Source organism: Cohnella xylanilytica (assembly GCF_014212175.1).
GTDB lineage: Bacteria > Bacillota > Bacilli > Paenibacillales > Paenibacillaceae > Cohnella > Cohnella xylanilytica.
Map to the genome: position 1 here is coordinate 1 of NZ_JACJVR010000145.1, position 25,739 is coordinate 25,739.

Genomic DNA, 25,739 nt, shown 5'->3' on the forward strand with positions numbered 1-25,739 from the left:
ATGCTGAGTGGTAATTCGTTCAATCCGTTGATTAATGGCATTGTTTCGATTAAACTTCATAGTAAGCGCCTCCTGATGGGTTTTAAGGGCATCCGACCCGTGACACCCCCATCATACGAGGCGCTCCTGTTTTTTTCAAAGGCGGATTCTTAGCCTATACAGGAATGTTTAGAGAACGGGCCTATGAACCGGAACCAACCGGAACCAACCGGAACCAAGGGATTCCGATTGCAACCATGAACGAGACTCCCCTGTCTCCATATCCCAAGAAGCCTGCTAGCGAATCCGTCAGCCGTAGAATCGGCCGAGCTCCTGGACGAATCGGTCGAACCGTTCCGGCACGGGGAGGTAATAGATCCGCTTGCCTTCCCTGCACTCCCGAATAAACCCTTCCTCCTTCAGCTCCTTCAAGTGATACGACAGCTTGGACGAAGAGATGTCGCCCAGCTTATGCAGCAGATCCGCCGGACAGACGGCGGATGGCGCCGCCGAACAGACGGGGGATTCGTACGTCTCCTCCCGCCCGATGCGGAGCAGCGTCAAAATTCGCAACCGGATCGGATCGCTAAGCGCTTTGGCCGCCTTGGCCACTTCGATATCTTCGTTCGGTCTCATAAAAACAGTATAGCTTCCCCCGCTTGACATTTCAACTTTTCTTGAAATATACTCATTTCAAAATAATTTGAAATGTTTGGAGGAAGAGAAACCATGTCCAATCATCCCCATTCTTCGGCGGATTTACGGTCCGCCTCTCATCCGGCCAAGGTACGCGCCGGCAAGCAACGGTTAGGCTGGAGCCTGGCGTTGCTCGCGTTCGCGAATCTCATTTATGCGCTGGACATCAACATCGTCTTCGTCGCGCTGCCGGAGATTGGCCGCGGGCTCGGCTTCTCCGGGCAATCGCTGCAGTGGGTCGTCAGCGCTTATACGGTGTTCTGCGGAGGGTTCCTGCTGCTCGGAGGGCGGGCCGCCGACCTGTTCGGGCAACGGCGGATGTTCGTTTTCGCGCTGATTCTATACGCGCTCTCCTCTCTCCTCGGAGGTCTCGCCTGGAGTCCGGTCGCCATCATTATCGCCCGGGCGATTCAAGGGATCGGAGGAGCCTTGCTGTTCCCGGCCACGCTGTCCCTTATCAACCGCTTGTTCGAAGAAGGCCCCCGCCGCAACCGGGCGCTGGCGGTCTGGGGCGGCGCCGGCGCCAGCGGGCTCACGCTGGGCTCCCTGCTCGGAGGCGTTCTGACGAACGCGTTCGGCTGGGAGGCGGTCTTCTACGTCAACGTGCTGTTGGCGGGGATCGCCGTTCTGGGCGCGCTCTTCATCATTCCGGCGGACCGCTCCGGACGCGGCGGAAGCGGCTTCGATCTGCCGGGAGCCTTGACGGTGACCGGAGGCGCGACCCTTCTCGTCTTCGTCCTCGTTCAAGGGCCGGAGGCCGGGTGGGGCTCGGCGGAGATCGTCGTCTGCGCCGCGCTGGCGGTCCTTCTGCTGGCGGCGTTCGCCCTGATCGAGAAGCGCAGCCCGGCCCCCTTGATGCCGTTCCGCCTGCTGCGCCATCGCAGCCTGACCCTGGCCATGTCGATCACGTTCATCTACATGGGCACGTTCGGAGCGCTGCCGTATTTCCTGACGGTTCTGTTCCAGGACGTGCACGGCTTCACGGCGCTGCAGACTGGCCTCGCGTTCATCGTGCCTTCCCTCGCCATCGCGGCCGGCACCCAGCTCGGCGAACGTCTGGCTTCCCGCGTTCATACCCGCGCGACCTTGCTGCTCGGATTCGGAATCGGCATCGTCGGAACGGCGATTATTCCTCTTGGCGCCTATATCGGAAGCAGCTACCTGAGCATCGTCCCGGGCATCGTCGTCTCGGGCGTCGGCCAAGGCATCGTCTGGACGGCCATGTGGATCGCCGCCTCTGCGGGGATCTCTCAGCAAGAGCAAGGGATCGCTTCGGGCATGGCTTCGACGGCCCTGAATATCGGCAACGCCATCGGCCTTGCCTTGCTCATCGCGGCCGCCAATTCGGGAGTTCGTGGGCTGTCCGGCGAGAAGCTGATCGAGGCCATAGCCTCCGGCGGACGAACGGCCTTCTATCTGGCGGCGGCAGGGCTCGTCCTCGGAATGCTGGCCACTCTCGCTCTGCCCCGCAAGCGATAAACGGACGAATCCCCGGTTCGCCGCTATGGCGTCTCAGACGCCATACGAGGCTTGCCGGGGATCTCGTTTTCTTTTTGCCTACAGCTCGTTAAGCCATATCTTCCGCCCGGTCTTCGCGCTCTCCAGCGCGCCGAGCACCATCGCGATGCTGTGAATGTTGTCGCGGCAGTCGGTCTCCGCGCGTCGGCCTTCCGCGACGGCCGCGAACATCTCGTCCAGGCAGCCGGCGTGGCCTCCGCGTCCCTCCCAGTCGAAGGATGCCTCCGCCCGCTCGCAATCGCGGAAGAACTTGCCCTCCTGGTCCCCGGCCGCCACGACTTCCGCATACGGAGCGTTATGGCCGTCCCAGATCGCCGTTCCCCGCTCTCCCGTGATTCGCCAGGATGCTTCCCACGACGTCGGCGCCCCTTCCGCGCACCAGGAGCCGCGGTAGCAGAACGTCGACCCGTCGGACATCTCGAAGATGCACACCGCTGCGGCATTGCCCTTGTACCAGGAGCCGGGAGGATTGAACTCGTGGCAGTAGACCGAGACCGGATCGGCGCCGATTACGAGTCTCGCCTGGTCGAACGTATGGATCGCCATGTCCAGAATGAGGGGGCTGTCCATCGCGTCCCGGAACCCGCCGAAGTGCGGCCCGAGGAAAAAGTCCGCCCCAACGTACCCGACCTTGCCGATCGTCCCGCCTAAGATCAAGCCGCGCAGCGCCCGAATATTCGCGTCGTACCGGCGGTTCTGCATGACGGAGAGCGACTTGCCCGTCCGCTCCGCCGTCGCGATCAGGTCGCGCGCCTCGTCCATCGTCGCGGCCATCGGCTTCTCGCCGAACACGTGGCAACCCGCTTCCAGGGCGGTCTTGCCGATCGTATGATGCGTCGCCGGGATCGTCACGTCGAACACGAGGTTCGCGCCGGATTCGGCGATCGCCGTCTTCAGGTCCGTATACGTCCCGCAAGCGAGCCCGTACCGGTCCGCCATCGCCTTGGCGGCTTCCGGGTACAGGTCGACGAGCGCGACGATCTCCGCATCCTCCCGCTTCAAGGCGTATTCCACCCACGTTCTCGCCATTCCGCCGCAGCCCGCGACCGCGATCCGATAACGTTTCATGATCCGATGCATCCCCTTGTTCTCAGATTGGATTCGGCACGAAGTCGCCGCCGCGGCAGCGCTTCAAGTAGTTCAAGGCGTGCACCTGCCCCGTCATCTCCAGCTCGTCCCGGTAGACCGGATCGTGCCATCCTTCGATATCGATCGTTCCTTGATAGCCCGCTTGGCGCAAAATCGTAACGATATCGCTCCAGTTCGTGTCCCCGAACCCCGGAGTGCGGTGCCAGACGTACGGCTTCGGCCCGTGCACGCCGTATTCCTTGACCACGTCCCACGCGATCGTGGCGTCCTTGCCGTGAACGTGGAACACCTTGCCGACCCACTTGCGAAGCTGCGGAATCGGGTCGATCAGGCTCACCATCTGGTGGCACGGCTCCCACTCGAGCCCCAGATTGTCGCTCGGCACCGCGTCGAACATGAGCTCCCACGCCGTCGGGTTGTGCGCGATGTTCCAGTCTCCGGTCGCCCACGTGCCGCCCATGTCGCAGTTCTCGAACGCGATCCGCACGCCCCGGTCCTCCGCCCTTCTCGCGAGCTCGCCGAACACTTCCTTGAACTTCGGGATCGACTCGTCGATCGGACGGCCCGTCAGCCGGCCGGTGAATCCGTTTACAATGTCGGCCCCGAAATGATGGGCGTTGTCGATCAATCTCTCCCAGCTCGCCAGAGTATCCGCGTTGTCCCCCGCTCCCGTGAGCGGGTTGCCGAACACGCCGACGCTCGAGATGATCGCGCCGTGCTCCTCCGCCAGCGCCTTCGCCCGGCGTCCGGTCTCCGCCAGGTCGATATCGCCCGTCGTCTGCCAGAACGTCAAGGCGAACGATTCGAAGCCGTGCGGGGCGATCTGCGGAATGACCCTGACCGCGTCTCCTCCGCCGACCAAAGTTCCGATTCTAAGCAAGTTGCTCGCCATTGTCCGACACTCCTATTTTGAGCTATAGTGGTGATTACAACCCGATTATATTCGCTCTAATTCGCAATATCTCTATACGATCTTGCGCTTTATAGGTACGATCTTGGGCGATGTCTTGGGCGATGAGAGGAGAAGGGGAAGCGATGACCCACCCGCGCGAGCTATGGGAGAACACTCCGTTTCACGGACAGGAGTATCCCTTTTACATTTTCCGGATTCCGATTCGCGGGGTGCGCAGAGGACAGGAGATTCTCGGCCTCCACTGGCACGAGCACTTCGAGATTCTCGTCATGGTTCGCGGCCGCGCCGTCTTCCATATCGAGAGCCAGCCGTACGAGGCGCGTCCGGGCGACGTTCTGCTCGTCCCAGCGGGAGGGCTGCACGTCGGCTACAGCCTGGAAGACCAGGACGTCGAATTCATGGCGTTCGTGTTCAACGGTTCCATGCTGGAGAGCGCGGCTCGCGATACGCTGCATGCGAGGCTGCTAGGCGCCCATGTGGCGGGGCGAGCGAGGTTCCCGGTCCGAATCGCGGACGGCGAAGGGAACGGCGAATTCGCTCGGGACTGCATCGCGAAGGCGGTCGAAGAGTTTAAAGAGAAGCGGCGAGGGTACGAATTGGCGATCAAAAGCTACCTGTACTTGCTGTTCGTGAATCTGTCCCGGGAGCATGTTCCCGCCCGCAAGGCGGAGGAGCTGGCCGCCGAGTATTCGCGAGGATCCGAGAGGTTTAAGCCCCTCATTCGATACGTGGAGGATAAGTACCGGGAGAAGATTACCGTAGAGGAAGCGGCCAGGCTGGTCAACTTGAGCCCGTTCCACTTCTGCAAGCTGTTCAAGAAGCTGACGGGCCGCACGTTCGTCGAGTACGTGAACCGGCACCGGATGAACGAGGCGGAGAAGCTGCTGCGCGACACCGACCTGAGCGTGACGGAGATCGCGGACCGGGTCGGCTGCGGCAACCCGAACTACTTCACGAAGCTGTTCAAGCAGCACAAGGGGATCACTCCGTCGCAGGCGAGAGCGGACCCTTAACCGATCCCGATCCCGTCCTTGACCATCTGCCCGATCGTCATGCCCGCCAATTCCTTCTCCATCGTCGTCAAGACCTGGGCGTTCACTTCTTCCAGCAAATACGGCATTTTGCTGCCGACCGGACAGGTCGGGTTCGTGCCGCGGTGTACGATGAACACTTCCCGGTTCTCCTCTTCGGTAGCCCGGTGAACGTCTAGCAGCGTAATTTGATCCGCCGGCTTCGCCAACGTAATCGACGCGTTCGTTCCGAGAGTGGACGCAATAAGCCCGGCCTTCGTGAGCTTCCTCATGATCCTGCGGATGACCGCCGGGTTCGCGTTGACGCTCATCGCCAGCAGCTCGGACGTCGTACGCCCGTTTTTATTGAATTCCAGGAAGCATAGTATATGGACGGCCACGGAAAATTGCTGGCTTCGGTTTGCCACGGGGAGTTCCTTCTTTCCAAAGCGAGTCTTTTATTTAGTGTATGAATTCCGGACGGGCAAATCAATGAATTTCGCGGCGACGACGTCCGACGAAGTCCGGCTCTTGACTTCCCGTTCGGGAGCCGTTATTCTGTTATTTGTATCTGTAACTGTTACTATTACTTTTAGAGGTGATGAAAATGAAAGTTCGCGTGAACGGAGTCGAGCTTCATGTCGAGGAACAAGGGCAAGGAGATCTCGCTCTCGTGTTTTTGCATTTCTACGGCGGTTCGTCGCGCACATGGAATCAGGTGATTGCCGGGCTGAAGGACGATTACCGCTGCGTCGCTTACGATCAACGCGGATGGGGAGACTCGGATAAGTCGGCCTCCTCCTACTCGATTCGAGATCTGGCGGACGACGCGGAGGCTCTTATTCGCGAGCTAGGTCTGAAGCGCTACGCGCTCGTCGGCCATTCGATGGGAGGCAAGGCCGCCCAGCTGCTCTCCTCGCGCCGGCCTGCCGGCTTGGAGGCGTTGGTCCTGGTCGCGCCGTCTCCCCCGACTCCCCAAGAGATGCCTCCGGAGATGAGGCGGGCGATGGTTCACTTCTACGACAGCAGGGAAGGAGCCGAGATCGCGCTAGGTAACATCGCCTTGCTGCCTCTGGAGGATGCGGTGCGCGAACAGGCGCTCGAAGATATGCAGAGAAGCGCGCCGCTAGCCCGGGCGGCTTGGCCGGAGACGGCCATGCTGGAGGATATCTCCGCGGAAGTCGCGAACATCGGCGTCCCCACGCTCGTGCTGGCCGGGGAATCCGACCCCGTCGACCGGCTGGAGACGCTTCGTCGCGAGCTGCTTCCGCGTATTCCGCACGCGGAGCTCCGCGCGATCCCCCATACCGGCCACCTCTCTCCTCTGGAGGTCCCCGATCGGATCCGCGCGGAGATCGCGTCCTTCTTGGCCGAGTGCAAACGGACCTCCGCCGCCCGGTAACCGCCCAAGTCGGAAGGTACAAGACGCCATAGCTTAAGAGGATATCCACGACCTCTTGCAAAATCGCGCCAAAGAGCCGGCATAGACCCCACCAGGTCCATGCCGGCTCTATTTCGCTCCCTAGCAAGTCAGCGCGAGTCGTTCGATTCGCCGGTCAGTGCGCCGCCTTCGCGCGGTCCTTGCCCTTGTCCGACTCGCCCGCGTTCTTGTTCGCGGCGTCGCGGTCCTGCTGCATCTCTTCGACCGACTTCACCTTCAAGCGGGCCGCGCCCTTATAGCCTTCGCGGGTCGGCACGAGCGTGCCGGCCGCCAGCCGCGCCTTCGCTTCGGCGATCGCCTCGCCGTACTGCGGCAGCCACTTCTCCTGCGCGACGAGCATCTCGTCGACCATCTGCCAGATCTCCTTCGGATTGCAGACGGCGCCGACGAGCGGGTCCATCATGAACGCCTGGCGCAGCAGCTTGTCGTCGCCGCGCACGGCCGCTTCCACCGCCAGCCGCTGCACCGAGATGCTGGCGTTGCAGACGGCGGCCGGGCCGAGCGGCAGCTCGCCGACGACCGGCATCGAGATGCCGTTGCGGTCCGCGTAGCCCGGCGCCTCGATGACGGCGTCGCTTGGCAGGTTCGAGATGACGCCGTTGTTGACGACGTTGAAGTGCCCGCGGTAGACGCGCCCCATCTCAAGCCCCTCGATGATGTACGAGCCGTGCTCGTGGCTGCGTTCGGCCGCTTCGTACTTGAGCGCCGGGTCCTTCATCCAGTTCGGGAAGTCGGTCTCGAACCAGTTGCGGCCTTCGGTGCAGACGCGCAGGTAGCCGCCCGTCTCCCCGTTGATCCAGCTGCCGAGGTCGATCCAGTCGTGAATCTCGTCCGGACGCTTGCGGTACCACGGCACGTATTCGCTAAGGTGGCCGTTCGACTCCGTGCTGTAGTAGCCGAACCGGCGCAGCATGTCGATGCGCACCTTCTCCGTGCGGCTGAAGTCCTCGTGCTTTTCGAATACTTCTAGCAGCTTGCCCGTCAGATCCTCGCCCTTGTGCTTGATCTGGATGTACCACGTCTGATGATTGATGCCCGCGCAAATAATATCGACTTCTTCCTGCTTGAGCCCGAACGCCTCGGCGATCTGCCAATGGCCGCCCTGCACCCCGTGGCAGAGGCCGATCGTGCGCACGCCGCCGTACTTGTTGCAAGCCCAGGTGAGCATCGCCATCGGGTTCGCGTAGTTAAGCAACAGCGCATCCTCGGCCGCGACCTCGCGGATGTCCTTGCAGATGTTCAGCATCTCCGCGATGCCCCGCTGCCCGTACATGATGCCGCCCGCGCACAGCGTGTCGCCGACGCATTGGTCGACGCCGTACTTGAGAGGGATGTCCACGTCCGTCGCAAACGCCTCGAGCCCCCCGACGCGAATGGTGCAGAGAACGTACTTTGCGCCCTTCAGCGCTTCCCGGCGGTCCGTCGTCGCCTGGATGCGGATGGACAGCCCGTTCTCCTCGATGTCGCGCTGACACAGCTTCGTCACCATCTCGAGATTGCTCAGGTTGATGTCCGTAAACGCAACCTCGATGTCCTTGAATTCCGGCACGCTGAGCAGATCGCGCAGCAGTCCGCGGGTGAAGCCGATGCTTCCGGCTCCGATAAACGCGATTTTGAAAGACATGATATTCGACCTCCGTCGCCGTCGCTAGTGGATTGAACGATACTTCTCCATTGTAGCGGCGGCACCGAAGACAACGTTATCAAAATCGCGACTTCCTCTTCGCCCGATTGTCAAAAATTCGAACTTCCTCAACGCCAAGCCTCGTCCTCACACGCCGGGAGTCCAGCGGTGGGTGTCCGCGGAACGGCGAAACTCGACGGGGGTCATTCCCGTATGTTTCTTGAACAGGGCATGGAAGTACTGCCGGCTGCCCACGCCCACGTAATCGGAGATGTCGGAGATCGGAATGCCGGTCTGGCCGAGCAGCATCTTCGCCTTCTCCATTCGCAGATCCGTCAAGTATTCGGTGAGGGTCCGTCCGGTATGCGCTCGGAAAATGCGCTGGAGATAGCCCGGATGCAAGCTGACCGCGGCGGCGACGTCCTTCACCCGAATGTCCCGGTCGTAGTTCTGGTACAAGTAATCGACGCTCTGCCGGACGTACAGCTCCATCGGAGCCGAATCGCCCCGGGCCGACTCCGTCCATAGCCTCCCGATGCGGATGAGCAGCTGCGAGAGAAGGAGACGGGACAGCGTTCCCCCTTCCATTCCGTTCTTGTCCAGCTCGAGCACGAGGCTTCGCAGCGTATGGTAGGCGTCTTCGGGATCGCGCAGCATCGCGTACGGTTCGGACAGCGTTAGCAGAGCCTGCAGAGGCTCGTCCTCGGACGCCAGCGCCCGAAGGGAAGGGACCGCCCCCGTCCGCTCGGCCAGGCCGAACTCCACGTTCAGCATCCGGCACTTGCCGTCCACGATCAGGCGGTGCCCCGCGTTGGCGTTCAGGATGACGAATTCGCCCTTCTTGAGCGACAGTTCGGGGCCGCCGTCCAGCTCCACCCGGCAGACGCCGGAGATGACGTACATGATCTCCGTCGAGTCGTGACGGTGGTAAGCCATCTCGAACCGGTTCCATTCCTTGAAATAATAAGCGTGAACGCGGGGCTGGAAGTCGCCCTCCAGCCACTCCGCGGGGAACAAGCCGAGGCGCTCCAAGCCGCTTCCCCCTTCGATGTCAGGTATCCTCATTCTACCCGAAGGAGGCGGAAGAGGTAAGCCCGTCCGGTCCCGGCGGCCGGTCCGAACGATGCAAGCTGGAACCGTTTCCTATTATCACGTATACTTACTTAAGGATTGAAGATCACGACAGAAGGTGACGCACAATATGGAAGATTTGAAGCAAGCCTACGCGGCGCTCGGGCTTCCGGAGACCGCGACCAAGGAAGAGCTGGAGCACCGTTACTACCTGCTGGTGCGCAGGGCGAGAGCCCAGAAGATGCGCGAAGCTTCCGAACCGCTGGACCCGGAGGAAGTCGTGGACATCGACGCCGTGACCGAAGCCTACCGGTTCATTCGCGATTACGAGGAGAACAAGGCCAAGGAGGAATTCAACCAGCAAGCCTACGGCAAGTTCAAGGGGATGGCCGACAAGGCCCAGAGATGGGACCACTTTTTCCATTATTATAAATTCCATATCCTCATCGGCATCATCCTTCTGGCGTTAATCGGATACGGAATCAAGAGCTACGCGGACCACCGCGCCGAGCAGGAACGGCTGGCCAAGCTTCCGCCCCCGGACGTGACCGTCATGTTCTACGGAAGCTTCTTCTACGGAGAGGGCTTCGGCAGCGACACCGAACCTCTGGCCGAGGACATCCGGAAGCCATTCCCGGACTGGAAGCGGGTCGTCGCGAACTTGACCTACATTCCGACGGAGATGAAGAGCGAGCAGGATATGGCCCTGATCCAGAAGGGCTTGATCGTCATGATCGACGACAAGTCGGACCTGTTCATCGTGGACAAGACCAACTTCAACAAGCTGGCGCCGCAGGAGGCGTTCCTTCCGCTCGACTCGTCGTCCGATCCGGCCGTCCAGGAGCTTCTGAAGTCCGGCGCGGTTCTCAAGGCGAAGACGGACGAAGATCCGACGGAACGGCCGTACGGCATCGACCTGTCGGGCACCGCGCTCGCGAAGTCGCTTGGCGTGAACGGCACCGACGGCTACATCGCCGCGATCCGGACCCATGCGAAGAACGTCGGCAACGCCGCCAAGCTCATTCAACATTATCTGAACCAGCCGCAATAATAACGGCCGTATTCGGCCTCTACAAGAGCCGCCCCCATGCCCAGACAGATATCCTTTCTTTAATCCAAACGAAGGCAGGGAGCGAATCCGCCCCCTGCCTTTGGTCTATCCGATCTCAGGACAAGCTCGATGCCGTCTCCTTCGCCGAAGGCTGGCGAAGCAGGTTGAGGAACTCCCGCATGAAGCCCGGCAGGTCCGGCCACGCGTGCCCGGTGACGAGCTTGCCGTCGACGTGCAGCGTCCCGGAAGCGTACGTCGCGCCGAGGGATTCGACCTCCAGCCTGCAGGCGTTATACGCCGACAGCGTGCGGCCCTCGAAGTACGAGCGGTCGCCCAGCGCGAGAAACACCTGGGCGCCGTGGCAGATCGCCCCGACCGGCTTGTCGGCGTCGAGGAAATGCCTCACGATCCGCGGCAGATCGGCGTCGTTGCGGATGAATTCCGGGGCGCGTCCCCCGGGGATGATCAGAGCGTCGTACGCGGAGGGATCGACGTCCGCGAACGCGACGTCCGAGGCGAGCTGATGCGCCGGCTTCTCCGTGTACGTGTCCCAGCCGTCGACGAAGTCGTGGCAGACGGTATGCAGCACCTTCTTCCTCGGGGAAGCGACGACCGCCTCGTATCCTTCCTCCTTGATCCGGTACAGAGGATAATAAACCTCCAGAACCTCCGCGCCGTCCCCCGTCAGAACGAGCACCTTCTTGGACATCGAATCCTCTCCTTACTGTAAATTTATGTAACACCCTCTCCATTATGGTCATCGGCCGAGAATCCCGTCAATGGTGCTTCGGAACGGGGATTTGGCGTCGAATCGCCCGGCCGATTGGGTCTTCGGAACGCCGTTCCGTTGTCCGTTCGGCGATACGATGAGCCCAGGCCTAGTCCGGAACGGATATACAACGGACTTCGCTGCGGGTATGATAGAAGAGAATTCCATTTCGCTTAATCGAGGTGCGCCCCTTGAACAAATGGCTCAAAACCGCGCTGTATCTCGTCGCGTCCGTCTTTCTGACGCGCCTGATCCCGTTCTCCTCCTTCTTCCGCAATCTCGACACGATGGTCCACGAATTCAGCCACGCGCTCGTTACCCTGCTGCTGTCGGGCCGCGTTCTGAGCATAGAACTCCACTCGGACCACAGCGGCGTCACGTATTCGCGGCTGGCTTCGGAATGGAGCTCCCTGCCCGTCTCCCTCGCCGGTTATGTAGGAGCCTCGCTGTTCGCGCTGCTTCTGTTCTACCTCTACCATCGAGGGCTTCAGCGGCTCGGACTCTGGCTAGTGACGGCGTTGGCCGCGATCACGCTGATCCTGTACGTCCATACCGGCTTCGGCGTCGTCTGGCTCATCGGCTTTATCGCCCTGAGCGCTCTCATGATATGGGTTCGCCCCGAATGGATCCGGAACTTCTATTATCTGCTGATCGCGTTCCTCTCCCTGGAGGAATCGGCCATGGGCCCGATCTCCCTGGTCCTGTACGCCTTGAACGACTCGTCCCGGGCGGGCGACGCCTCGAGCCTGCAGCAGCTGACGGGAATTCCCGCCCTTCTGTGGGCCCTGCTGTTCGTCGCGATCGCTCTCGGCTGCGTCACCCGCGCGCTGCATTACTTCTCCAAGCCGCAGAAGCAATCGACCCTCTCCCGCAACCGGACGGCGAGCCGGATCGTCTAACGAACGTGGCGGTTCGCCAGGCGCAAGACTTCCCGGTTCTCCGGAATCGGGATTTCTTCCCGAGCTTCCATCCATTATTTTCCTTGAAAGGGATCACTCCAACATGCGCAAATCGTTCCTTATCCGCACCAGCATTCTGCTGCTTGTCGTCCTGATCGGCCTGGCGGCGGCGGCCTTCATCCACTGGCACCATTCGAGCAAGAATCGGCTCGTGAATACCCATAAGAGCAGCCCGCTTCTTATCGTGGAATCGGACCGCGACCTGTCGGACAGCTACGACGTCATCGTCGCCGGCACCGATCCGGAAGGAATCACGGCGGCCATCTCGGCCGCGCGCAACGGCCTGCACGTCCTGCTCGCCGACGGAAGGAACCGGACCATGCTCGGCGGCCTGACGACGGAAGGCGGCCTGAACATGCTCGACCTGAACTTCTCGCCCAAGCAGCCGAAGTTCCTCCGGACGTTTCGCAGCCCCGTGTTTTTGAACGAGGGCATCTTCCAGGAGTGGTACGACCGGCTCGAAGGCTACGCGTTCGACACGACGACGGCCGCGAACGCCTTCTACGAGATGGTCCGAAGCGAGCCCAACATCGACTTGCTCATGAAGGTCAAGGACTGGAAGCCGATCGTCGACCGGTCGGGCGGCCGTGCCAACGTGACCGGAATGACTTTGACGAAGGAGGACGGCAGCGTCGTCTCCATTCGCTCGCGGGCCGTCATCGACGCCACCCAGGACGGCGATATTTACGCGATGGCCGGAGCCGGCTTCACGCTTGGAAGGGAAGATATCGGGGACAAGAACAGCCTGATGGCTTCGACCCTTATGATCCGAATGAGCGGCGTGACCCAGAAGATCTGGGAGGAGATGGGCAAGCATCCGAACTCCGGCATCGACCGCATGAGCATCTGGGGATATCGGGAAGCCTCCGAATACAAGCCGAGCGATCCGTCCAAAGTGAAGCTTCGCGGACTGAACATCGGCCGGCAGAACGACGGGACCTTGCTTATCAACGCCATGCAGCTGTTTGGCGTCAACCCGCTCGATCCGGAGTCCGTCCGCCAAGGGCTGGAGGTCGGCCGGAAGGAGGCGCCCCGAATCGCCGAATTCCTCCGGACGAGATTCCCGGAATTCAAGGATCTGAAGTACGCGGGAACGGCGGCGGAGCTGTACACCCGCGAATCGCGGCACCTGCTCGGGATGTACCGGCTCACGCTGGCGGACGTCATGGAGAATCGCAGCCACTGGGACGATATCGCCTACGGCTCGTACGCCGTCGACATCCAGAGCACGAGCAACGGCGCGACGGGCACGATTCTCCTCCACCCGCTGCAATACGGCGTCCCGTTCCGATGCCTCGTCCCGGTCTCGACGGACGGCATTCTGGTCGTCGGCCGTTCGGCAAGCTACGACACGGTGCCGCACGGCAGCGCCCGGGTCGTGCCGCTCGGCATGGCGACGGGCCAGGCGGCGGGCGCCGCCGCGAAGCTGGCTATCGATCGCGGCGTCACCTTCGCCGAGCTGTCCCGCTCGAAGGAGCTGGTCGCCGAATTGCGGAAGCGGCTGGAGAAGCAGGGCATGGATTTGACGGCGCGCCGCCTTCCGGAGCCCGATTACATGAAGCATAAGCAGTACAAAGGGCTGCTGGTCGCCGCGGGGATGTACCTCGCTTCCGGCGGGGAGGACAACAAGGGCTGGAATTTGGACGCGCCCACGAACAAGCAGCGGTTCTTCAACAACTTGAGCCGGGTCAAGTCGCTGCACCCGGACCGGTTCGAAGGCGATATGTCCGGCCTCCTTCCAGGAACGCCCGACCCCGCCAAGCAGCCGATCAGCCTCGACGAAGCCGCCGAGATGCTGAGGCGCGCCATTCTTCCCGAAGGCGCCTCCTCGCAGGAGAGCGCGCTCGCCGACTTGACTAGCCGCGGCTGGCTGAGCGCGGAGGCGCTCTCCACGATCTCGGACCCCGCCCGCCTGACCAACGGGGACAGCTACATGCTCATTCGGGACGTCGCCGAGAGAGGACTGAAGATTCGGTTCGACTACGATTCCGTCTAAGATAGAATCTTAAGAAGGCACTTTAAGGCGGGACGGCCGCTTTAAGGTGCCTTTCCGTTTTCCGTTTAGCAAGGAGAAAGGCCGCCGGTAACGCCACGCCTCCTCCCCGATAACGAAAAAAAGAGCCGCGTTGGCGCGGCCCAATGGAAAAAAAGGTTATGAAGAAAAGGGCAGCGGCTGCTGCCGCTCTTCTACACCATTAGGATATACGAATCGTATAGACAAATGCATTAGTCGATTCGTGGAAACGAAGGAGCGGGAGCCCGTAGCCCCCGCTCCTTCTCGGTTCCCGCCGTTCGCCTCGTTGGACTCGTTGGCCCCGTTCAACCGTTCAGCTTGTCTGAACCGACAGCTTCCCTTGCAGCACGTAGCGGTGCAGGAACCACTCCGCGACCCCGAGAATTAGCGTGATGATAAGGATCTCGCCGAAGCTCAAGGCCCAGTTCATCGAATAGGAGGCGAGCCACAGGAACAGGAACGCCAGAATCGCGTCCGACAGCGTCGCGACGGCGTTGTTCGTGGCGCGCAGAATGACCTGGTCGCCGACGAAATACGCGATTAGAGTCAGAGCGGTGGCGGCGATCAACGCGTTGATGAACGAGACGTCGGCATAATACATGAGAAGGGCTACGACGATCACTCCGTTCACTAACCACTTAAGGACGAACTTCATGGGGTTCCCCGCTTTCGCGAATGGATTTCTTTACGCGTAGTATGCGAAGGACCCGACCGTGCCTATTCGCGAACCGGAGGATATTTTCCTCGGCGGCAGGCGGCGAGTCCGTGCCTTCCGGCCGCCCCTTTCTTATTGCTCACCACTTCCGAATTCCGATGATAAACGAAGCCAGAGCGGCGAACGAAGCGATCGTCCGCACGTGATTCCAAGGAATCCAGCCGGCCAGATATTCCTTCCATACGCGGGCTCCCTCTTGGCTTCCCGAAGCCGCGGCGGCTAACTTATCGTTAAGCGGCACGTTAAACGCGGCGGTGACGACGAAGACTCCGACCACGATAAACAGGCTGCCGGCCAATACAAATACGGCGCTCGTCGTCCCTAGCCTCCAGAAGGAAGCGATTCCCGCAATCAGGCTCGCCGCGGCGGTGCCCATGAAGATCAGCATAAACGGCGACTGCAATATCGCGGAGTTGATCGACTGCATGGCCGATATGCCCTGCTCCGAGGGAAGGCGGGCCAGAGCCGTCATCACGAACGTCGAAAAGGCGAAAAACACCCCGGCCAGCAGACCGGCCCCCAGCAAGGACGCAAGGGTTAAATAATAGAGGACGGTATTCATCGAACGATCGCTCTCCTTATTCATTTAGTTGCGCAAGCAAATATCATCGCGAATCAGAAACCGAATGAGAAAATCATTCGGTTTGTTCGAGGCGATTGCTCGCCTCGTACAGCTGCAGCGAGAGCTCATCGTCTTGGCTGTCCAACCGAGTATTGTACCTTTGGCGCAGCCGATGCCAACTGTCGTGGATTCGGCTCTCCAATTCTCTCCCCCGATCGGTGGCGAAGATCAAGGATTTCCGGCCTTCCTGGCGGCTGCTCAGAAGTCCCTTGGCTTCAAGGCTCTCGATTAGCCGGGTGATGGTAGAGGGCTGCAGATGCAGGGATTGGCCGATCTCCTTCTGCGAGATGCCGTCCTTCTCCAGCACGGTCATCATCAGAAATGCGGAGGTCGGGGTAAGCCCGCATGCCGCGAACTCGTTCTCGGCCATCTTGGAGATGATTCGGCTGAGACGGTTGGCCGTAAAATACAGGCATTCTTTGAAGTAAATCTCCAGCATGCGAGGCCTCGATTCTTCGTTGTAATAGTTGCTTGTGCAAACAATTATAAGGAATGAAGGGAACCTTGTAAAGTCTGGAAATCAAAAAGGGCGCCTGGTTCTCGTTACGATCGGAAACATAAACGACAACTTCCGAAGCTCCTGCTCCGGGAAGTCTGTTATCGAAATGGTCATGCGCACAAAAAAATCCTTCGCCTAGGCGAAGGATCTCGTCTTATAAGTTATGGTGCGGTCGAGAGGACTCGAACCTCCACGGTATTGCTACCGCCAGCCCCTCAAGCTGGTGCGTCTGCCATTCCGCCACGACCGCATATAGTGAATCTTCCCGTTCCGAATCGGCATATCCGGAACTCGGACTGGTGAGCCATGAAGGACTCGAACCTTCGACACCCTGATTAAAAGTCAGGTGCTCTACCAACTGAGCTAATGGCTCTCAAAAGATGGTGTTGGTGACCCGTAGGGGATTCGAACCCCTGTTACCTCCGTGAAAGGGAGGTGTCTTAACCCCTTGACCAACGGGCCATATTCCTCTCGCTGCTGCCCGTTAACCCAGGCCTCGTTCAGACGACAAAAATGAGTATACCCGAAACTTTGGAGAATGGCAAGTCCTTTCCGAAACTTTTTTTCAAGTCAAAATGTGCTATTCTAGAAGCATTCCAACGAGGTGACGATCATGTCCGAAATGCTCCTGTTCGACGTATCTTCCCAGTCCGTCCGCGAGGACGCCATCCGCGTGCCGGAAGACGGCGAGACCGCCTGGATTCCGTTGATCGGGGCTCCTCCCGAAGAGATCGAACGCGTTCTGGCCGGCATCTTCCATTGCCATCCGCTTATCGTCGAGGATTGCGTCAAGCTGAACCAGCGGCCCAAGCTCGATAAGTACGATACGCACCTTCTGCTCACGTTCTTCCACGTGAAGGAGGATCTGTCGACGGTCGAGATCGAGCACGTGATCGGACCGAATTACGTGATCACGGTATGCCCCGAGGAGGTCGATTCCCTCGCCCAGGCGGCCCAGGACTTCCGAAGGGCATCCAAGTACATGGAATTCTCCGGAGGCATCCTGCACCGCCTTCTCGACCGCTGCGTGGACGATTACGCCGACGTCGTCGACAAGGTCGACGACGTTCTGGACAAGTACGAGCGGGCGGTCTTCCGCAATCCCTACGTGCAGATCTCGGGCGAAGTATTCCGCATGAAGCGGCGGCTGCATAACCTTCGCCGCATCCTCGCCGACGAGAAGGTGACGCTCGGCCAGCTCACGCACCAGCAATTCCCGTACAGCCGGCGGGAGGCCGACGTCTACTTCGTCGATATCTACGATCACGTCGCCCGGGTGCTCGATTCCATCGATTCCTTCCGCGAATCGATGAGCGGCCTGCTCGAGCTGCAGCTGAATATGAAGTCCGACCGGATGAACGAGATCATGAAGACGCTGACGATCATCAGCTCCATCTTCCTCCCGCTCACGTTCCTCGCCGGGGTGTACGGAATGAACTTCCGCGTCATGCCGGAGCTTCGATGGGCCTACGGCTACCCCGCCGTGCTGGTCGTCATGCTGCTCGTGGCGGGAGGTCTGTGGCGGTACTATAAGCGCAAGAAGTGGCTCTGACCCGGGAGCCGCCCGACCCGCGCGCTTGAAATTCAAAAAGAGCCCGCCGGGCGCCCGGCAGGCTCTTGCTGATGTCGAAATTGAGTGGCGGAGAGAGAGGGATTCGAACCCTCGCGGCTGTTACACCCTAACGCTTTAGCAAAGCGCCCCCTTCGGCCTCTTGGGTACCTCTCCATATGGCTCCCCGAACAGGACTCGAACCTGTGACAACTCGATTAACAGTCGAGTGCTCTACCGACTGAGCTATCAGGGAATGTTGATTTCTCAAAAGCGACATGTATTAATTTATCATGGTTCATCCCCGAAGTCAAGCATTCGATCGACAGTTTTTTTGCTGTTTTTTATTGGAACATCACAAGCCGATTCCGCCCCTAATCTCCGGGCTCGAAGCAGGGCTCCCGGCCGGTCTTACGGCCGGCCCCCCGCTCCCGCTCCGACCGCCTCCGGCTCCTTCGGCGCCGGCGCGTCGATCAGCCGCAGCTTGCCCCGGCAGCGCCCGCAGGCGTACTTGCGCGGATCGGTCTTCCGCTTGCGCGGGTAGCTCATTCCGCAATCGCGGCATACGAGAAAATACTTGACCGGCAGGCTGCGTCTCGCCCCCGGCAGCGACTTGCAGTGCAGCGTCGCGCCGACCTGCTTCAGGAGCCGCTTGAAGTCCTCGTCGCGATGCCGGTATCCCCGGCCCGTCAGGTGCAGATGATAATGGCACAGCTCGTGCTTGATGATCCGCTCCGTCTCCTCCGGCCCGTGCACGGCCAATTGGTGAGGGCTGATCTCGATATTGTGGCTCTTCAGAAAGTAGCGTCCGCCCGTCGTGCGCAGGCGGGCGTTAAACGTGGCCTTGTGGCGGAACGGGACCCCGAACGCCGACAGCGACACCGACTCCACCCAACTTTGGAGTTCGCCGTCCTTCATCTTATTTTGCAGCCTCCCCGCTCTCGTCCTACTTGAATTGTAGCCGCTTGTTGGGCTACACTGTCAAGTAGAATTTGCCGACCGAGGGGAGAACCGCCGCCATGTCGAATAAGGCCTACGTCCTGATGCAAAGCCGAGACGGCAGCCTGCAGTTCGTGGAGATGCCCGCGACTCACGCTTACCAGCTCAGCGCCCTGAACCTGCGTCTTCATAAAGAATTGTCGAAGCTGACCGCCGACAACGTTCCCGAGCTGCCGAAGGCCGTCGCCGAGTGCACGGGGCTGGAGCTGCTGAACGAGAACGACAAGCCCGTCAGCGGCTTGCAGTACATCGACGAACTGGAGAGGTCCTTCTCCTCCATCCGCGAGACCGCCTATCCGCTCGTCTCCTTGCTGACGGAGATCCGCGCCCTTCAGGCGCAGCTCGAGCAGTGGTACGAAGAAGAGGAAGAGAACGCCCTGTCCTGATTCCGTTCGATCGGAAGATTCCCCGGAAGATCCTTCGCGGGAACGGCGAAGGGGACCTGCACGGTCATCCGCCCTTATCCATATGCTAGTAGAGCAGCAGGATACGGGAGGAGGGCGACAGCGATGCCGCAATGGCTGTGCAATCAGCTCATGCGGGCGTATCTGAAGAAGGATCGCCGGCAGATCAAGATGCTGAACGACTGCTGGTTTTTTTACCATCGGCAGACCCCGGCGGGAACCGCATCATCCGGCTCGCATACCCAGCCTTCGCGCTGATTCCGATCCTCCGCGGTCGGTCGCCGAGGACTGAACGATAAAGGCCGTCTTCACCGGCAAGCCGATGGGCTTGCGGGCGAAGGCGGCCTTTTGACGCCTACGCGCGGTCCAATTTTGACGCAGGCGCGGTGTTATATGACGGACGGATAGTCGGCAACGGGATTGTTGTCCCTTAAGCTTCCTGCGGCCCCTTCATCGTCAGGCTGACGCGCCCCTTCTTCAGGTCGACGCCGATGACCCATACCTTGACGGTATCCCCGACGGCGACGACTTCGGTCGGATGCTTGACGAACTTATGGCTCAGCTGCGAGATATGCACGAGCCCGTCGTTCTTGATGCCGATATCGACGAAGGCGCCGAAGTCGACGACGTTGCGCACGGTGCCCTGCAGCTCCATTCCCGGCTTCAAATCTTCGATGTCCAGGACGTCCGTATGGAAAATCGGGGGCGGCAGCTCCTCCCGCGGGTCGCGGCCGGGACGGAGCAGGCTGTCGACGATGTCGCGCAGCGTCGGCTCGCCGACCTCCAGCTTCGCGGCCAGCGCCGGAACGTCCGCCGAGACGAGCTTCTCCTTCAGCTCGTCGGTGCCGATCGCCGAAGCGTCCAGCTTCCATTCGCCGAGCAAGCGGCCCACGACCTTGTACGATTCCGGGTGAATCGGCGTCCGGTCGAGCGGGTTGCGGCCGTCCACGATGCGCAGGAAGCCGATGCACTGCTCGTACGTCTTGGCGCCGAGACGCGGCACCTTCTGAAGCTGCGCGCGGTCCGTGAACGCGCCGTTCTCTTCGCGCTGCTTCACGATGTTCTTGGCGATCGTCGCGTTAATGCCAGACACGTAGGACAAGAGCGACGGGGAAGCCGTGTTCACGTCGACGCCGACATGGTTGACCGCCGATTCCACGACGGCCCCGAGGCTCTCGTCCAGCCGCTTCTGCGACACGTCGTGCTGGTATTGGCCGACGCCGATCGCCTTCGGCTCGATCTTGACGAGCTCGGCGAGCGGATCCTGCAGCCGGCGGGCGATCGACACGGCGCTGCGTTCCGCGACGTCCAGATCGGGGAACTCCTCCTGCGCCAGCTTCGAGGCCGAATAGACGCTCGCCCCCGCCTCGTTCACGATCAGATACTGGAGGCCGCGCTCCGGCATCCCCTTGATGACGGAGACGACGAACTGCTCCGTCTCGCGCGAGGCGGTGCCGTTGCCGACGACGATCAGCGTCACGCCGTATTGCGTGATAAGCCGGCGGAACAGCGCCTCCGCTTCCGCCTTCTTGTTGTGCGGAGGCGTCGGGTACGACACCGCCACCTCGAGCAGCTTGCCGGTCTCGTCGACGACGGCCAGCTTGCAGCCCGTCCGGTAGGCGGGATCGACGCCCAGCACGACGCGTCCCTTCACCGGCGGCTGCAGCAGCAGGTTGCGCAGGTTCTCCGAGAAGATGCCGATCGCATGCTCCTCGGCCTTCTCCGTCAGCTCGGCGCGCAGCTCGCGCTCGATGGAAGGGGCGATCAGCCGCTTGTAGGCGTCCTCCGCCGCGGCGGCCAGAATATCGCGCGTCGCCGACGGCCCGCGGATCAGACGGCGCTGCAGCTCGCCCACGATTCGGTCGACCGGCACCTCGATGCCGACGCTCAGCACCTCCTCGCGCTCTCCGCGGTTGATCGCGAGCACGCGGTGCGGAGGAAGCCGCTTGACCGGCTCCGAGTACTGATAGTACATCTCGTACACCGACTCGGCTTCGGGATCCTTGGCTTTGCTCTGAAGCACGCCGTTCTCCCACGTGAAGCGGCGCACCTGCTTGCGCGCGTTGGCGTCGTCGGCGAGCCCTTCCGCCACGATGTCCATCGCGCCTTGGATCGCCTCCTCCGGCGTGGCGACGCCCTTCTCCGCGTCCACGTAACGCGCCGCCTCGGCCCGCGGATCGCCCTGCTTCGGCTGCGCCAGCAGCCATTGCGCCAGCGGCTCCAGGCCGCGCTCCTTCGCGACGCTCGCCCGCGTCTTGCGCTTCTGCCGGTAGGGGCGGTACAGGTCCTCGAGCTCCTGCAGCTTGACGGCGGACGCGATCGCCCCCGCCAGCTCCGGCGTCAGCTTGCCCTGCTCGTCGATCAGCCGGACGACTTCGCCCTTGCGGTCCTCGAGCTGCTTCAGATACCCGCGCCGTTCCTCGATGGCCCGCAGCTGATTCTCGTCCAGCTCGCCGGTCATCTCCTTCCGATACCGCGCGATGAACGGAATCGTGTTCCCTTCGTCCAGCAGCCCGGCCACCGTGCGGACTTGCCCCGGGCTCAGCCCCAGCTCCGAGGCGATCTGCTTGATCATGCGTTCCGCGGCTTCCTTCGCGCTCGCGGCCGGATCCGTATGTACGGCTTCGTTCATCTTCGAATGCTCCTCCTCATCGTAACGGCGGCGTTCCGTCCCGCCGGCCCTGCGGCGGACGGAACGGCCAAAAGACGCTTCCGACCGGAAGCGTCCGCCTCAATCAAAACTTCACTTTCTCTCCGGCTTCGGCCTCGCACTTGAGAGCCCCGAGCACGATGCTCGTCACGTCTTCGATCCTCTGCTCCTTCGTCGCCGGCGGTTCGCTCAGCACCGGTTCGAACAAGCCGAAATGCCGGGGGAACAAGATGCCGCCCCAAATATACAGAAACGTCGAATCCAGGGACCGGAAGCGGAACACGCCCTGTCGGCGCCCTTCCGCGAGCAGAGCCCTCGCCTTCTCCCAGATCGGGAACAGATACTCGCGGATAATCTCCGTCCGAGCCGGAGAATGGACCGACTCGTGCTGAATGATCCGGACGAGCTGAGGATCTCTCTCCTGATAATGAATGACTTCCCGGATCATCATCCTCATGCCGGTCACCGGATCGACCGGTTCCTCGAACGCCTGGCGGATCATCGCTCTCGGGAACGAGTAGTCGAAGATCGCCTTGAAGATGTTATCCTTGCCTCCGAAATGGTAGGAGATGAGCGCGACGTTCGCGTTCGCCTCCTCGCAAATCTGCCGGATGGTCGTCCCGTCGAAGCCTTGACGGGAGAACAGCTTCTTCGCGGCCAGCAACAGCCGCACCTTGACGTCTTGTTCGGCTGACTCCATCTCTGCCTCCATCATAGTCCCGGGCTATCCTCTTATTATGAACGGGCCCGCGGCCGGAAAGCAAGCCGTTACGGCCGGGAGGCCTCGGCTCCCGCCGTCGCGGCCGTTCCCGCGGCCGGGACGGCCGCCGTCCGCGGAAGCTTCTGCGGCTTCAGCGCCACCGCCAACGCTCCGACGGCGACGGCCGCCGCCGCGATGACGAGCATAGCGCCGATCGCCGCGCCCAGTCCTCCTCCGCCGAACAGAACGTCCATCAGCCCCCGGACGGCATAGGTCGCCGGAAGCCCGTTGCCCAGACCCACGTAGAAGTCGGGAAGAAGCTCGCGCGGCACCATCGCTCCGGAGGAGACGAGCTGCGCCGACAAGGTAAGGATGTTGAACAGCATCCCCGCCATTCCGAACAGAAGGAGGAACATCTGCGAGACGAACATGAAGGTGAGCAGGATGATGAAGACGGTGCCCCACAGCGCGAAGAATCCTTGCTCCGCTTGCCCTCCTAGCGCCATGACGAGAGAGGTTCCGACGAGCGATACGACCGCCGCCGCGATCAGGTTAATGAACGCGCGGGACCCGAACCGCCGCCACTTGCCGGAAGCGCCCGCGGCCGCCAGCGCCATCGACGACTGCTCCATGTTCATTCCCATTATCATCGCGCCGACGTACGAGGCGAGCACCATCATCATCGGCACCATCTGATTGTTCATGCCTTCCACGCGATTGATCGACTGGATGTCGGACACGACCCGTTCCGACAGCGCCCCGCCGGCGGCCGCGGCCTGCTCGGCCGGAACGTTCGCTTGCGCGAGCGACTGCGAGATGCCTTGGCCGACGGCCATCTTGTTGACGGTCGCCGTCACTTGGGCGGCGACGGACGACATCATGCTCTTGATGGTGGCCGGATTGGATTCGTTCAGCGTATACTGGATCGAAGCCGTCTTCCCCGCGTCCGCCGCGGCGGCCGAGAATTCGGCCGGAATGCGGATGACCATCTGCAGCTCGCGGTCGTTCAGCTTCTCCAGAGCTTCCTCGTTGCTCGGAAGGAGCTCCGTCTTCACCGGCAGCGAGGTCCCGAGCCGCTCGGCGATCTTCGCGCCGAAGTCCGCGTCCTCGTTCACGATGCCGACGGTCAGCTGGCTCATCCGGTCGTTCACCCCGTCGTATCCCGTCATCCAGACAACGGAGAAAATCAATTGGAACATCAATGCGGTCGCGATGCCGATCCAAGTCGTCGGCCTCTTCATGAACGCTTGCAAGGTTTGCACTCCACTCCACGCCCTCTCTCTTTTTAAACAATTGTTTTAATCACTTGTTTAAATTTAACCGACGGACAGGCGCCCTGTCAATCCCTGCCTTCGGTTCGGCGCATAAAAAAACGGAAACCGCGAGGGTTCCCGTTCCGGTTAAAAGTCGATGAGCCCCACGCTGATCAGCAGAGCGTCATCGACCTTGCGCATCATTTCCTCTTCCAAATGGGTGATTTTGTCCGTCAACCGCTGCTTGTCGATCGTTCGAATCTGCTCCAGCAGCACGACCGAATCCCGATCGAGCCCATGGGTCTTCGCTTCGATCTCGACATGCGTCGGGAGTTTCGCTTTCTGGATTTGGGCGGTAATGGCCGCTACGATCACCGTCGGGCTGAACCGGTTGCCGATGTCGTTCTGAATCACCAGCACGGGGCGTACTCCTCCCTGCTCCGATCCGACCACCGGCGACAGATCCGCATAGAAAACATCCCCGCGTTTGACGATCAATGGCTTACACCCCGCTTACAAGGCGACCGAGTGTGCTTTCGGCATCTTCTTCCGCTTGGAAAGCTTCCGATGCCATATTCAGGTTGATCTTGGCCATCTCCAAGTAGCCTCGCTGCATGGAATCGCGAATTAGCCGCTTCTTCCGCTCCACGAGATATTGCTTCATCGCCTGGCGAATGATCTCGCTCCGGTTCGTGTTCTCCTTGGCGACGACGAAGTCGACCTCGCGCAGCAGATGATCGGGCAGACTGATCATAATCCGCTTCGTATTGTGAATATTGGCCACCGAACAAGCACCTCCAAAGATTTACCAACCCGTAACCTAATTCCCAGTATGCCGTCCCCGGAGAGAAATATACGACTCCCCGTTACCATTCGATTCTTCGCTCTCAGAATCCTGCCGCTTCGGCCAAAAAAAGATCGAATCTTCAGCAGGAAATTATTGGATTCGAGACGGCTACCGTCTCTCCGTCCTTGAGGTACACCCGAGGAACGCGCGCGGCGATCATGCAGGTCACTTCGTAATTGATCGTGCCGAGCTTCGCCGCGACGTCCTCCGCCGTGATCGCTTCGTCCCCTTGGCGACCGATCAGCACCACTTCCTCGCCGGGCTCCACGGGCGAAGCCCCGCCGAGCTCGACGCCGTCCAGCCCGATCATGCATTGGTCCATGCAGATCGTGCCCAGCACCGGCACCTTCCGGCCGCGCAGCAGCGCCTCCGCCTTGCCGGACAGCATGCGGCTGAAGCCGTCGGCGTAGCCGACCGGAATCGTGCCGACCGATTCGGCGCGCGAGGCGACGTAGCGCCCCCCGTAGCTGATGCTCTCCCCGGCTTGCACCGTCTTCGCGTGCACGACCCGCGTCTTGAGCGTCAGCGCCGGCTCCAGCGCGATCCGGTCCTTGCGGACCTCGGCGCTCGGATAGAGGCCGTACATGCCGATGCCAAGCCTAAGCATCTGGCCCGCGTGTTCCGGAAGATCGATGCCGGCGGCGGTGTTGCCGGCGTGAATGATCGACAGCGGCAGCGAATGGCGCCGCACGTAGTCGACGACCGACCGGAACCGCTCCGCCTGCATCAGCGAATGGCTCTTGTCGGTCTCGTCGGCCTTCGCGTAATGCGTGAACATCCCTTCGGCGTCGATCCGGTCCATGGCGCATACCCTCTCCAGGAAGCGCTCCGCATCCGGCCCGGGAAGCACGCCAAGCCGACCCATGCCGGTGTCGATCTTGACGTGAACCTTCAGCTTGGGACCGTTCGCCGCCATGCCTTCGATGGCGTCCAATTGTTCATGTCTATACACGGTAAGCGTAATTCCATGCCTCCGGGCGAGCTCGAACCCTTCGGGAGGCGTATAGCCGAGCACCAGGACGGGGGCCGTCACGCCCGCCTTCCGCAGCTGCAGCGCTTCGTCGAGGAAGGCGACTCCGAGATAATCCGCCCCCGCGGCGACCGCGGATCTGGCCGTCTCGGCGGCTCCGTGGCCGTAGGCGTTCGCCTTGACGGAAGCCAGAAGCTTCGTTCCCGGAGACAGGCGATCGCGGAACGCCTTCACGTTGCGTTCGATCGCGTCCAGGGAGATCTCCGCTACCGTCGGCCTATAATAACTGTCCAAAACCCGTCACCCACTTTGTTCTGTCAGACCCTGCTCTAAACCCAATAACGTAATGTTACCGGGTGGTCGCTGGACTGTCAACGCAAGCGGGGCAACCAACCTT

The 25,739-nt window shown here is 61.2% G+C and carries 26 protein-coding genes and 5 tRNA genes; 9 read left to right on the forward strand and 22 right to left on the reverse strand.

The features are described 5' to 3' along the window. Positions 1–288 precede the first annotated feature (288 nt). Complete coding sequence (locus H7B90_RS31150) at positions 289–615, reverse strand: ArsR/SmtB family transcription factor (protein ID WP_185139811.1); 327 nt, start codon at positions 613–615, stop codon at positions 289–291. Positions 616–708: 93 nt separating this feature from the next. On the opposite strand from H7B90_RS31150, the gene H7B90_RS31155 reads away from it, so the two are divergent. After that, positions 709–2,154: an MFS transporter gene (locus tag H7B90_RS31155; protein WP_185139812.1), complete on the forward strand. Its 1,446-nt coding sequence runs from the start codon at positions 709–711 to the stop codon at positions 2,152–2,154. A gap of 78 nt (positions 2,155–2,232) precedes the next feature. Here the strand turns inward: H7B90_RS31155 and H7B90_RS31160 are convergent, their stop codons facing one another. Together H7B90_RS31160 and H7B90_RS31165 are read right to left on the reverse strand one after the other, a co-directional pair. Beyond that, positions 2,233–3,261 (reverse strand): Gfo/Idh/MocA family protein, encoded by a 1,029-nt coding sequence (locus H7B90_RS31160; protein WP_185139813.1) that lies wholly within the window; start codon positions 3,259–3,261, stop codon positions 2,233–2,235. Between the two features lie 22 nt (positions 3,262–3,283). Further along, the gene (locus H7B90_RS31165; protein ID WP_185139814.1) at positions 3,284–4,174 is read right to left on the reverse strand and encodes a sugar phosphate isomerase/epimerase family protein; all 891 of its coding nucleotides are present in this window, start codon (positions 4,172–4,174) and stop codon (positions 3,284–3,286) included. A gap of 143 nt (positions 4,175–4,317) precedes the next feature. Between H7B90_RS31165 and H7B90_RS31170 the strand changes: the two genes are divergently transcribed. Then, the gene (locus tag H7B90_RS31170; protein ID WP_185139815.1) at positions 4,318–5,208 is read left to right on the forward strand and encodes a helix-turn-helix transcriptional regulator; all 891 of its coding nucleotides are present in this window, start codon (positions 4,318–4,320) and stop codon (positions 5,206–5,208) included. Here H7B90_RS31170 and H7B90_RS31175 read toward each other — a convergent pair. Next, on the reverse strand, positions 5,205–5,633 hold the full coding sequence (locus H7B90_RS31175) for an Rrf2 family transcriptional regulator (protein WP_185139816.1): 429 nt from the start codon (positions 5,631–5,633) through the stop codon (positions 5,205–5,207). The genes H7B90_RS31170 and H7B90_RS31175 overlap by 4 nt on opposite strands. A 179-nt stretch (positions 5,634–5,812) precedes the next feature. Between H7B90_RS31175 and H7B90_RS31180 the strand changes: the two genes are divergently transcribed. Then, a complete protein-coding gene (locus tag H7B90_RS31180; RefSeq protein ID WP_185139817.1) occupies positions 5,813–6,607 on the forward strand; it encodes an alpha/beta fold hydrolase in 795 nt (264 codons plus the stop codon). A 154-nt stretch (positions 6,608–6,761) separates the two neighbouring features. Here H7B90_RS31180 and H7B90_RS31185 read toward each other — a convergent pair whose 3' ends face one another. Together H7B90_RS31185 and H7B90_RS31190 are read right to left on the reverse strand one after the other, a co-directional pair. Continuing rightward, a complete protein-coding gene (locus tag H7B90_RS31185) occupies positions 6,762–8,270 on the reverse strand; it encodes an alpha-glucosidase/alpha-galactosidase (RefSeq protein WP_185139818.1) in 1,509 nt (502 codons plus the stop codon). A 147-nt stretch (positions 8,271–8,417) separates the two neighbouring features. Then, positions 8,418–9,335, reverse strand: coding sequence for an AraC family transcriptional regulator (locus tag H7B90_RS31190; protein ID WP_185139819.1), 918 nt, complete (start codon positions 9,333–9,335; stop codon positions 8,418–8,420). Between the two features lie 136 nt (positions 9,336–9,471). On the opposite strand from H7B90_RS31190, the gene H7B90_RS31195 reads away from it, so the two are divergent. Continuing rightward, positions 9,472–10,392 (forward strand): J domain-containing protein, encoded by a 921-nt coding sequence (locus tag H7B90_RS31195; protein WP_185139820.1) that lies wholly within the window; start codon positions 9,472–9,474, stop codon positions 10,390–10,392. Positions 10,393–10,507: 115 nt separating this feature from the next. On the opposite strand, the gene H7B90_RS31200 is transcribed toward H7B90_RS31195, so the two are convergent. Continuing rightward, positions 10,508–11,101, reverse strand: coding sequence for a DJ-1/PfpI family protein (locus H7B90_RS31200; RefSeq protein WP_185139821.1), 594 nt, complete (start codon positions 11,099–11,101; stop codon positions 10,508–10,510). 251 nt (positions 11,102–11,352) lie between these two features. On the opposite strand from H7B90_RS31200, the gene H7B90_RS31205 reads away from it, so the two are divergent. Continuing rightward, the gene (locus H7B90_RS31205) at positions 11,353–12,060 is read left to right on the forward strand and encodes a M50 family metallopeptidase (protein ID WP_185139822.1); all 708 of its coding nucleotides are present in this window, start codon (positions 11,353–11,355) and stop codon (positions 12,058–12,060) included. A gap of 103 nt (positions 12,061–12,163) precedes the next feature. After that, the gene (locus H7B90_RS31210; protein ID WP_185139823.1) at positions 12,164–14,116 is read left to right on the forward strand and encodes an FAD-dependent oxidoreductase; all 1,953 of its coding nucleotides are present in this window, start codon (positions 12,164–12,166) and stop codon (positions 14,114–14,116) included. A gap of 331 nt (positions 14,117–14,447) precedes the next feature. Here the strand turns inward: H7B90_RS31210 and H7B90_RS31215 are convergent, their stop codons facing one another. The 6 genes from H7B90_RS31215 to H7B90_RS31240 all read right to left on the reverse strand — a co-directional run bounded on the left by H7B90_RS31215 (position 14,448) and on the right by H7B90_RS31240 (position 16,432). Further along, positions 14,448–14,789: a DUF2512 family protein gene (locus H7B90_RS31215; RefSeq protein WP_185139824.1), complete on the reverse strand. Its 342-nt coding sequence runs from the start codon at positions 14,787–14,789 to the stop codon at positions 14,448–14,450. A gap of 139 nt (positions 14,790–14,928) precedes the next feature. Further along, a complete protein-coding gene (locus tag H7B90_RS31220; RefSeq protein WP_185139825.1) occupies positions 14,929–15,411 on the reverse strand; it encodes an anthrone oxygenase family protein in 483 nt (160 codons plus the stop codon). A 73-nt stretch (positions 15,412–15,484) separates the two neighbouring features. Next, positions 15,485–15,910 (reverse strand): MarR family winged helix-turn-helix transcriptional regulator, encoded by a 426-nt coding sequence (locus tag H7B90_RS31225; protein WP_185139826.1) that lies wholly within the window; start codon positions 15,908–15,910, stop codon positions 15,485–15,487. A gap of 224 nt (positions 15,911–16,134) precedes the next feature. Next, positions 16,135–16,220: transfer RNA gene (locus H7B90_RS31230), tRNA-Leu, on the reverse strand. Positions 16,221–16,267: 47 nt separating this feature from the next. Beyond that, positions 16,268–16,343 (reverse strand) — tRNA-Lys (locus H7B90_RS31235). Positions 16,344–16,357: 14 nt separating this feature from the next. Then, positions 16,358–16,432, reverse strand: a tRNA-Glu gene (locus H7B90_RS31240). Positions 16,433–16,583: 151 nt separating this feature from the next. Here H7B90_RS31240 and corA point away from each other — a divergent pair. Next, on the forward strand, positions 16,584–17,522 hold the full coding sequence (corA, locus tag H7B90_RS31245; protein WP_185139827.1) for a magnesium/cobalt transporter CorA: 939 nt from the start codon (positions 16,584–16,586) through the stop codon (positions 17,520–17,522). 85 nt (positions 17,523–17,607) lie between these two features. Here corA and H7B90_RS31250 read toward each other — a convergent pair. The 3 genes from H7B90_RS31250 to H7B90_RS31260 form a co-directional block, all read right to left on the reverse strand. After that, positions 17,608–17,696 (reverse strand) — tRNA-Ser (locus tag H7B90_RS31250). 3 nt (positions 17,697–17,699) lie between these two features. Further along, a tRNA-Asn gene (locus tag H7B90_RS31255) sits at positions 17,700–17,775 on the reverse strand. 155 nt (positions 17,776–17,930) lie between these two features. Beyond that, on the reverse strand, positions 17,931–18,437 hold the full coding sequence (locus H7B90_RS31260; protein WP_185139828.1) for a SprT family protein: 507 nt from the start codon (positions 18,435–18,437) through the stop codon (positions 17,931–17,933). A gap of 101 nt (positions 18,438–18,538) precedes the next feature. Between H7B90_RS31260 and H7B90_RS31265 the strand changes: the two genes are divergently transcribed. Continuing rightward, complete coding sequence (locus tag H7B90_RS31265) at positions 18,539–18,904, forward strand: hydrolase/acyltransferase (RefSeq protein WP_185139829.1); 366 nt, start codon at positions 18,539–18,541, stop codon at positions 18,902–18,904. Positions 18,905–19,027: 123 nt separating this feature from the next. Next, entirely contained in the window at positions 19,028–19,180 is a 153-nt protein-coding gene (cmpA, locus tag H7B90_RS31270; protein ID WP_185139830.1) for a cortex morphogenetic protein CmpA, read from the forward strand. 172 nt (positions 19,181–19,352) lie between these two features. Here cmpA and H7B90_RS31275 read toward each other — a convergent pair whose 3' ends face one another. The 6 genes from H7B90_RS31275 to alr all read right to left on the reverse strand — a co-directional run bounded on the left by H7B90_RS31275 (position 19,353) and on the right by alr (position 25,636). Beyond that, positions 19,353–21,554, reverse strand: coding sequence for a Tex family protein (locus H7B90_RS31275; RefSeq protein ID WP_185139831.1), 2,202 nt, complete (start codon positions 21,552–21,554; stop codon positions 19,353–19,355). Between the two features lie 103 nt (positions 21,555–21,657). Next, positions 21,658–22,272, reverse strand: a complete 615-nt coding sequence (locus tag H7B90_RS31280) for a TetR family transcriptional regulator (protein ID WP_185139832.1) — start codon at positions 22,270–22,272, stop codon at positions 21,658–21,660. Between the two features lie 68 nt (positions 22,273–22,340). Continuing rightward, on the reverse strand, positions 22,341–23,534 hold the full coding sequence (locus H7B90_RS31285) for a YhgE/Pip domain-containing protein (protein WP_246578403.1): 1,194 nt from the start codon (positions 23,532–23,534) through the stop codon (positions 22,341–22,343). Positions 23,535–23,672: 138 nt separating this feature from the next. Continuing rightward, positions 23,673–24,023 (reverse strand): type II toxin-antitoxin system PemK/MazF family toxin, encoded by a 351-nt coding sequence (locus H7B90_RS31290; RefSeq protein WP_185139833.1) that lies wholly within the window; start codon positions 24,021–24,023, stop codon positions 23,673–23,675. 4 nt (positions 24,024–24,027) lie between these two features. After that, a complete protein-coding gene (locus tag H7B90_RS31295; protein ID WP_246578402.1) occupies positions 24,028–24,309 on the reverse strand; it encodes a CopG family ribbon-helix-helix protein in 282 nt (93 codons plus the stop codon). 142 nt (positions 24,310–24,451) lie between these two features. Beyond that, positions 24,452–25,636, reverse strand: coding sequence for an alanine racemase (alr, locus tag H7B90_RS31300; protein ID WP_185139834.1), 1,185 nt, complete (start codon positions 25,634–25,636; stop codon positions 24,452–24,454). Positions 25,637–25,739 lie beyond the last annotated feature (103 nt).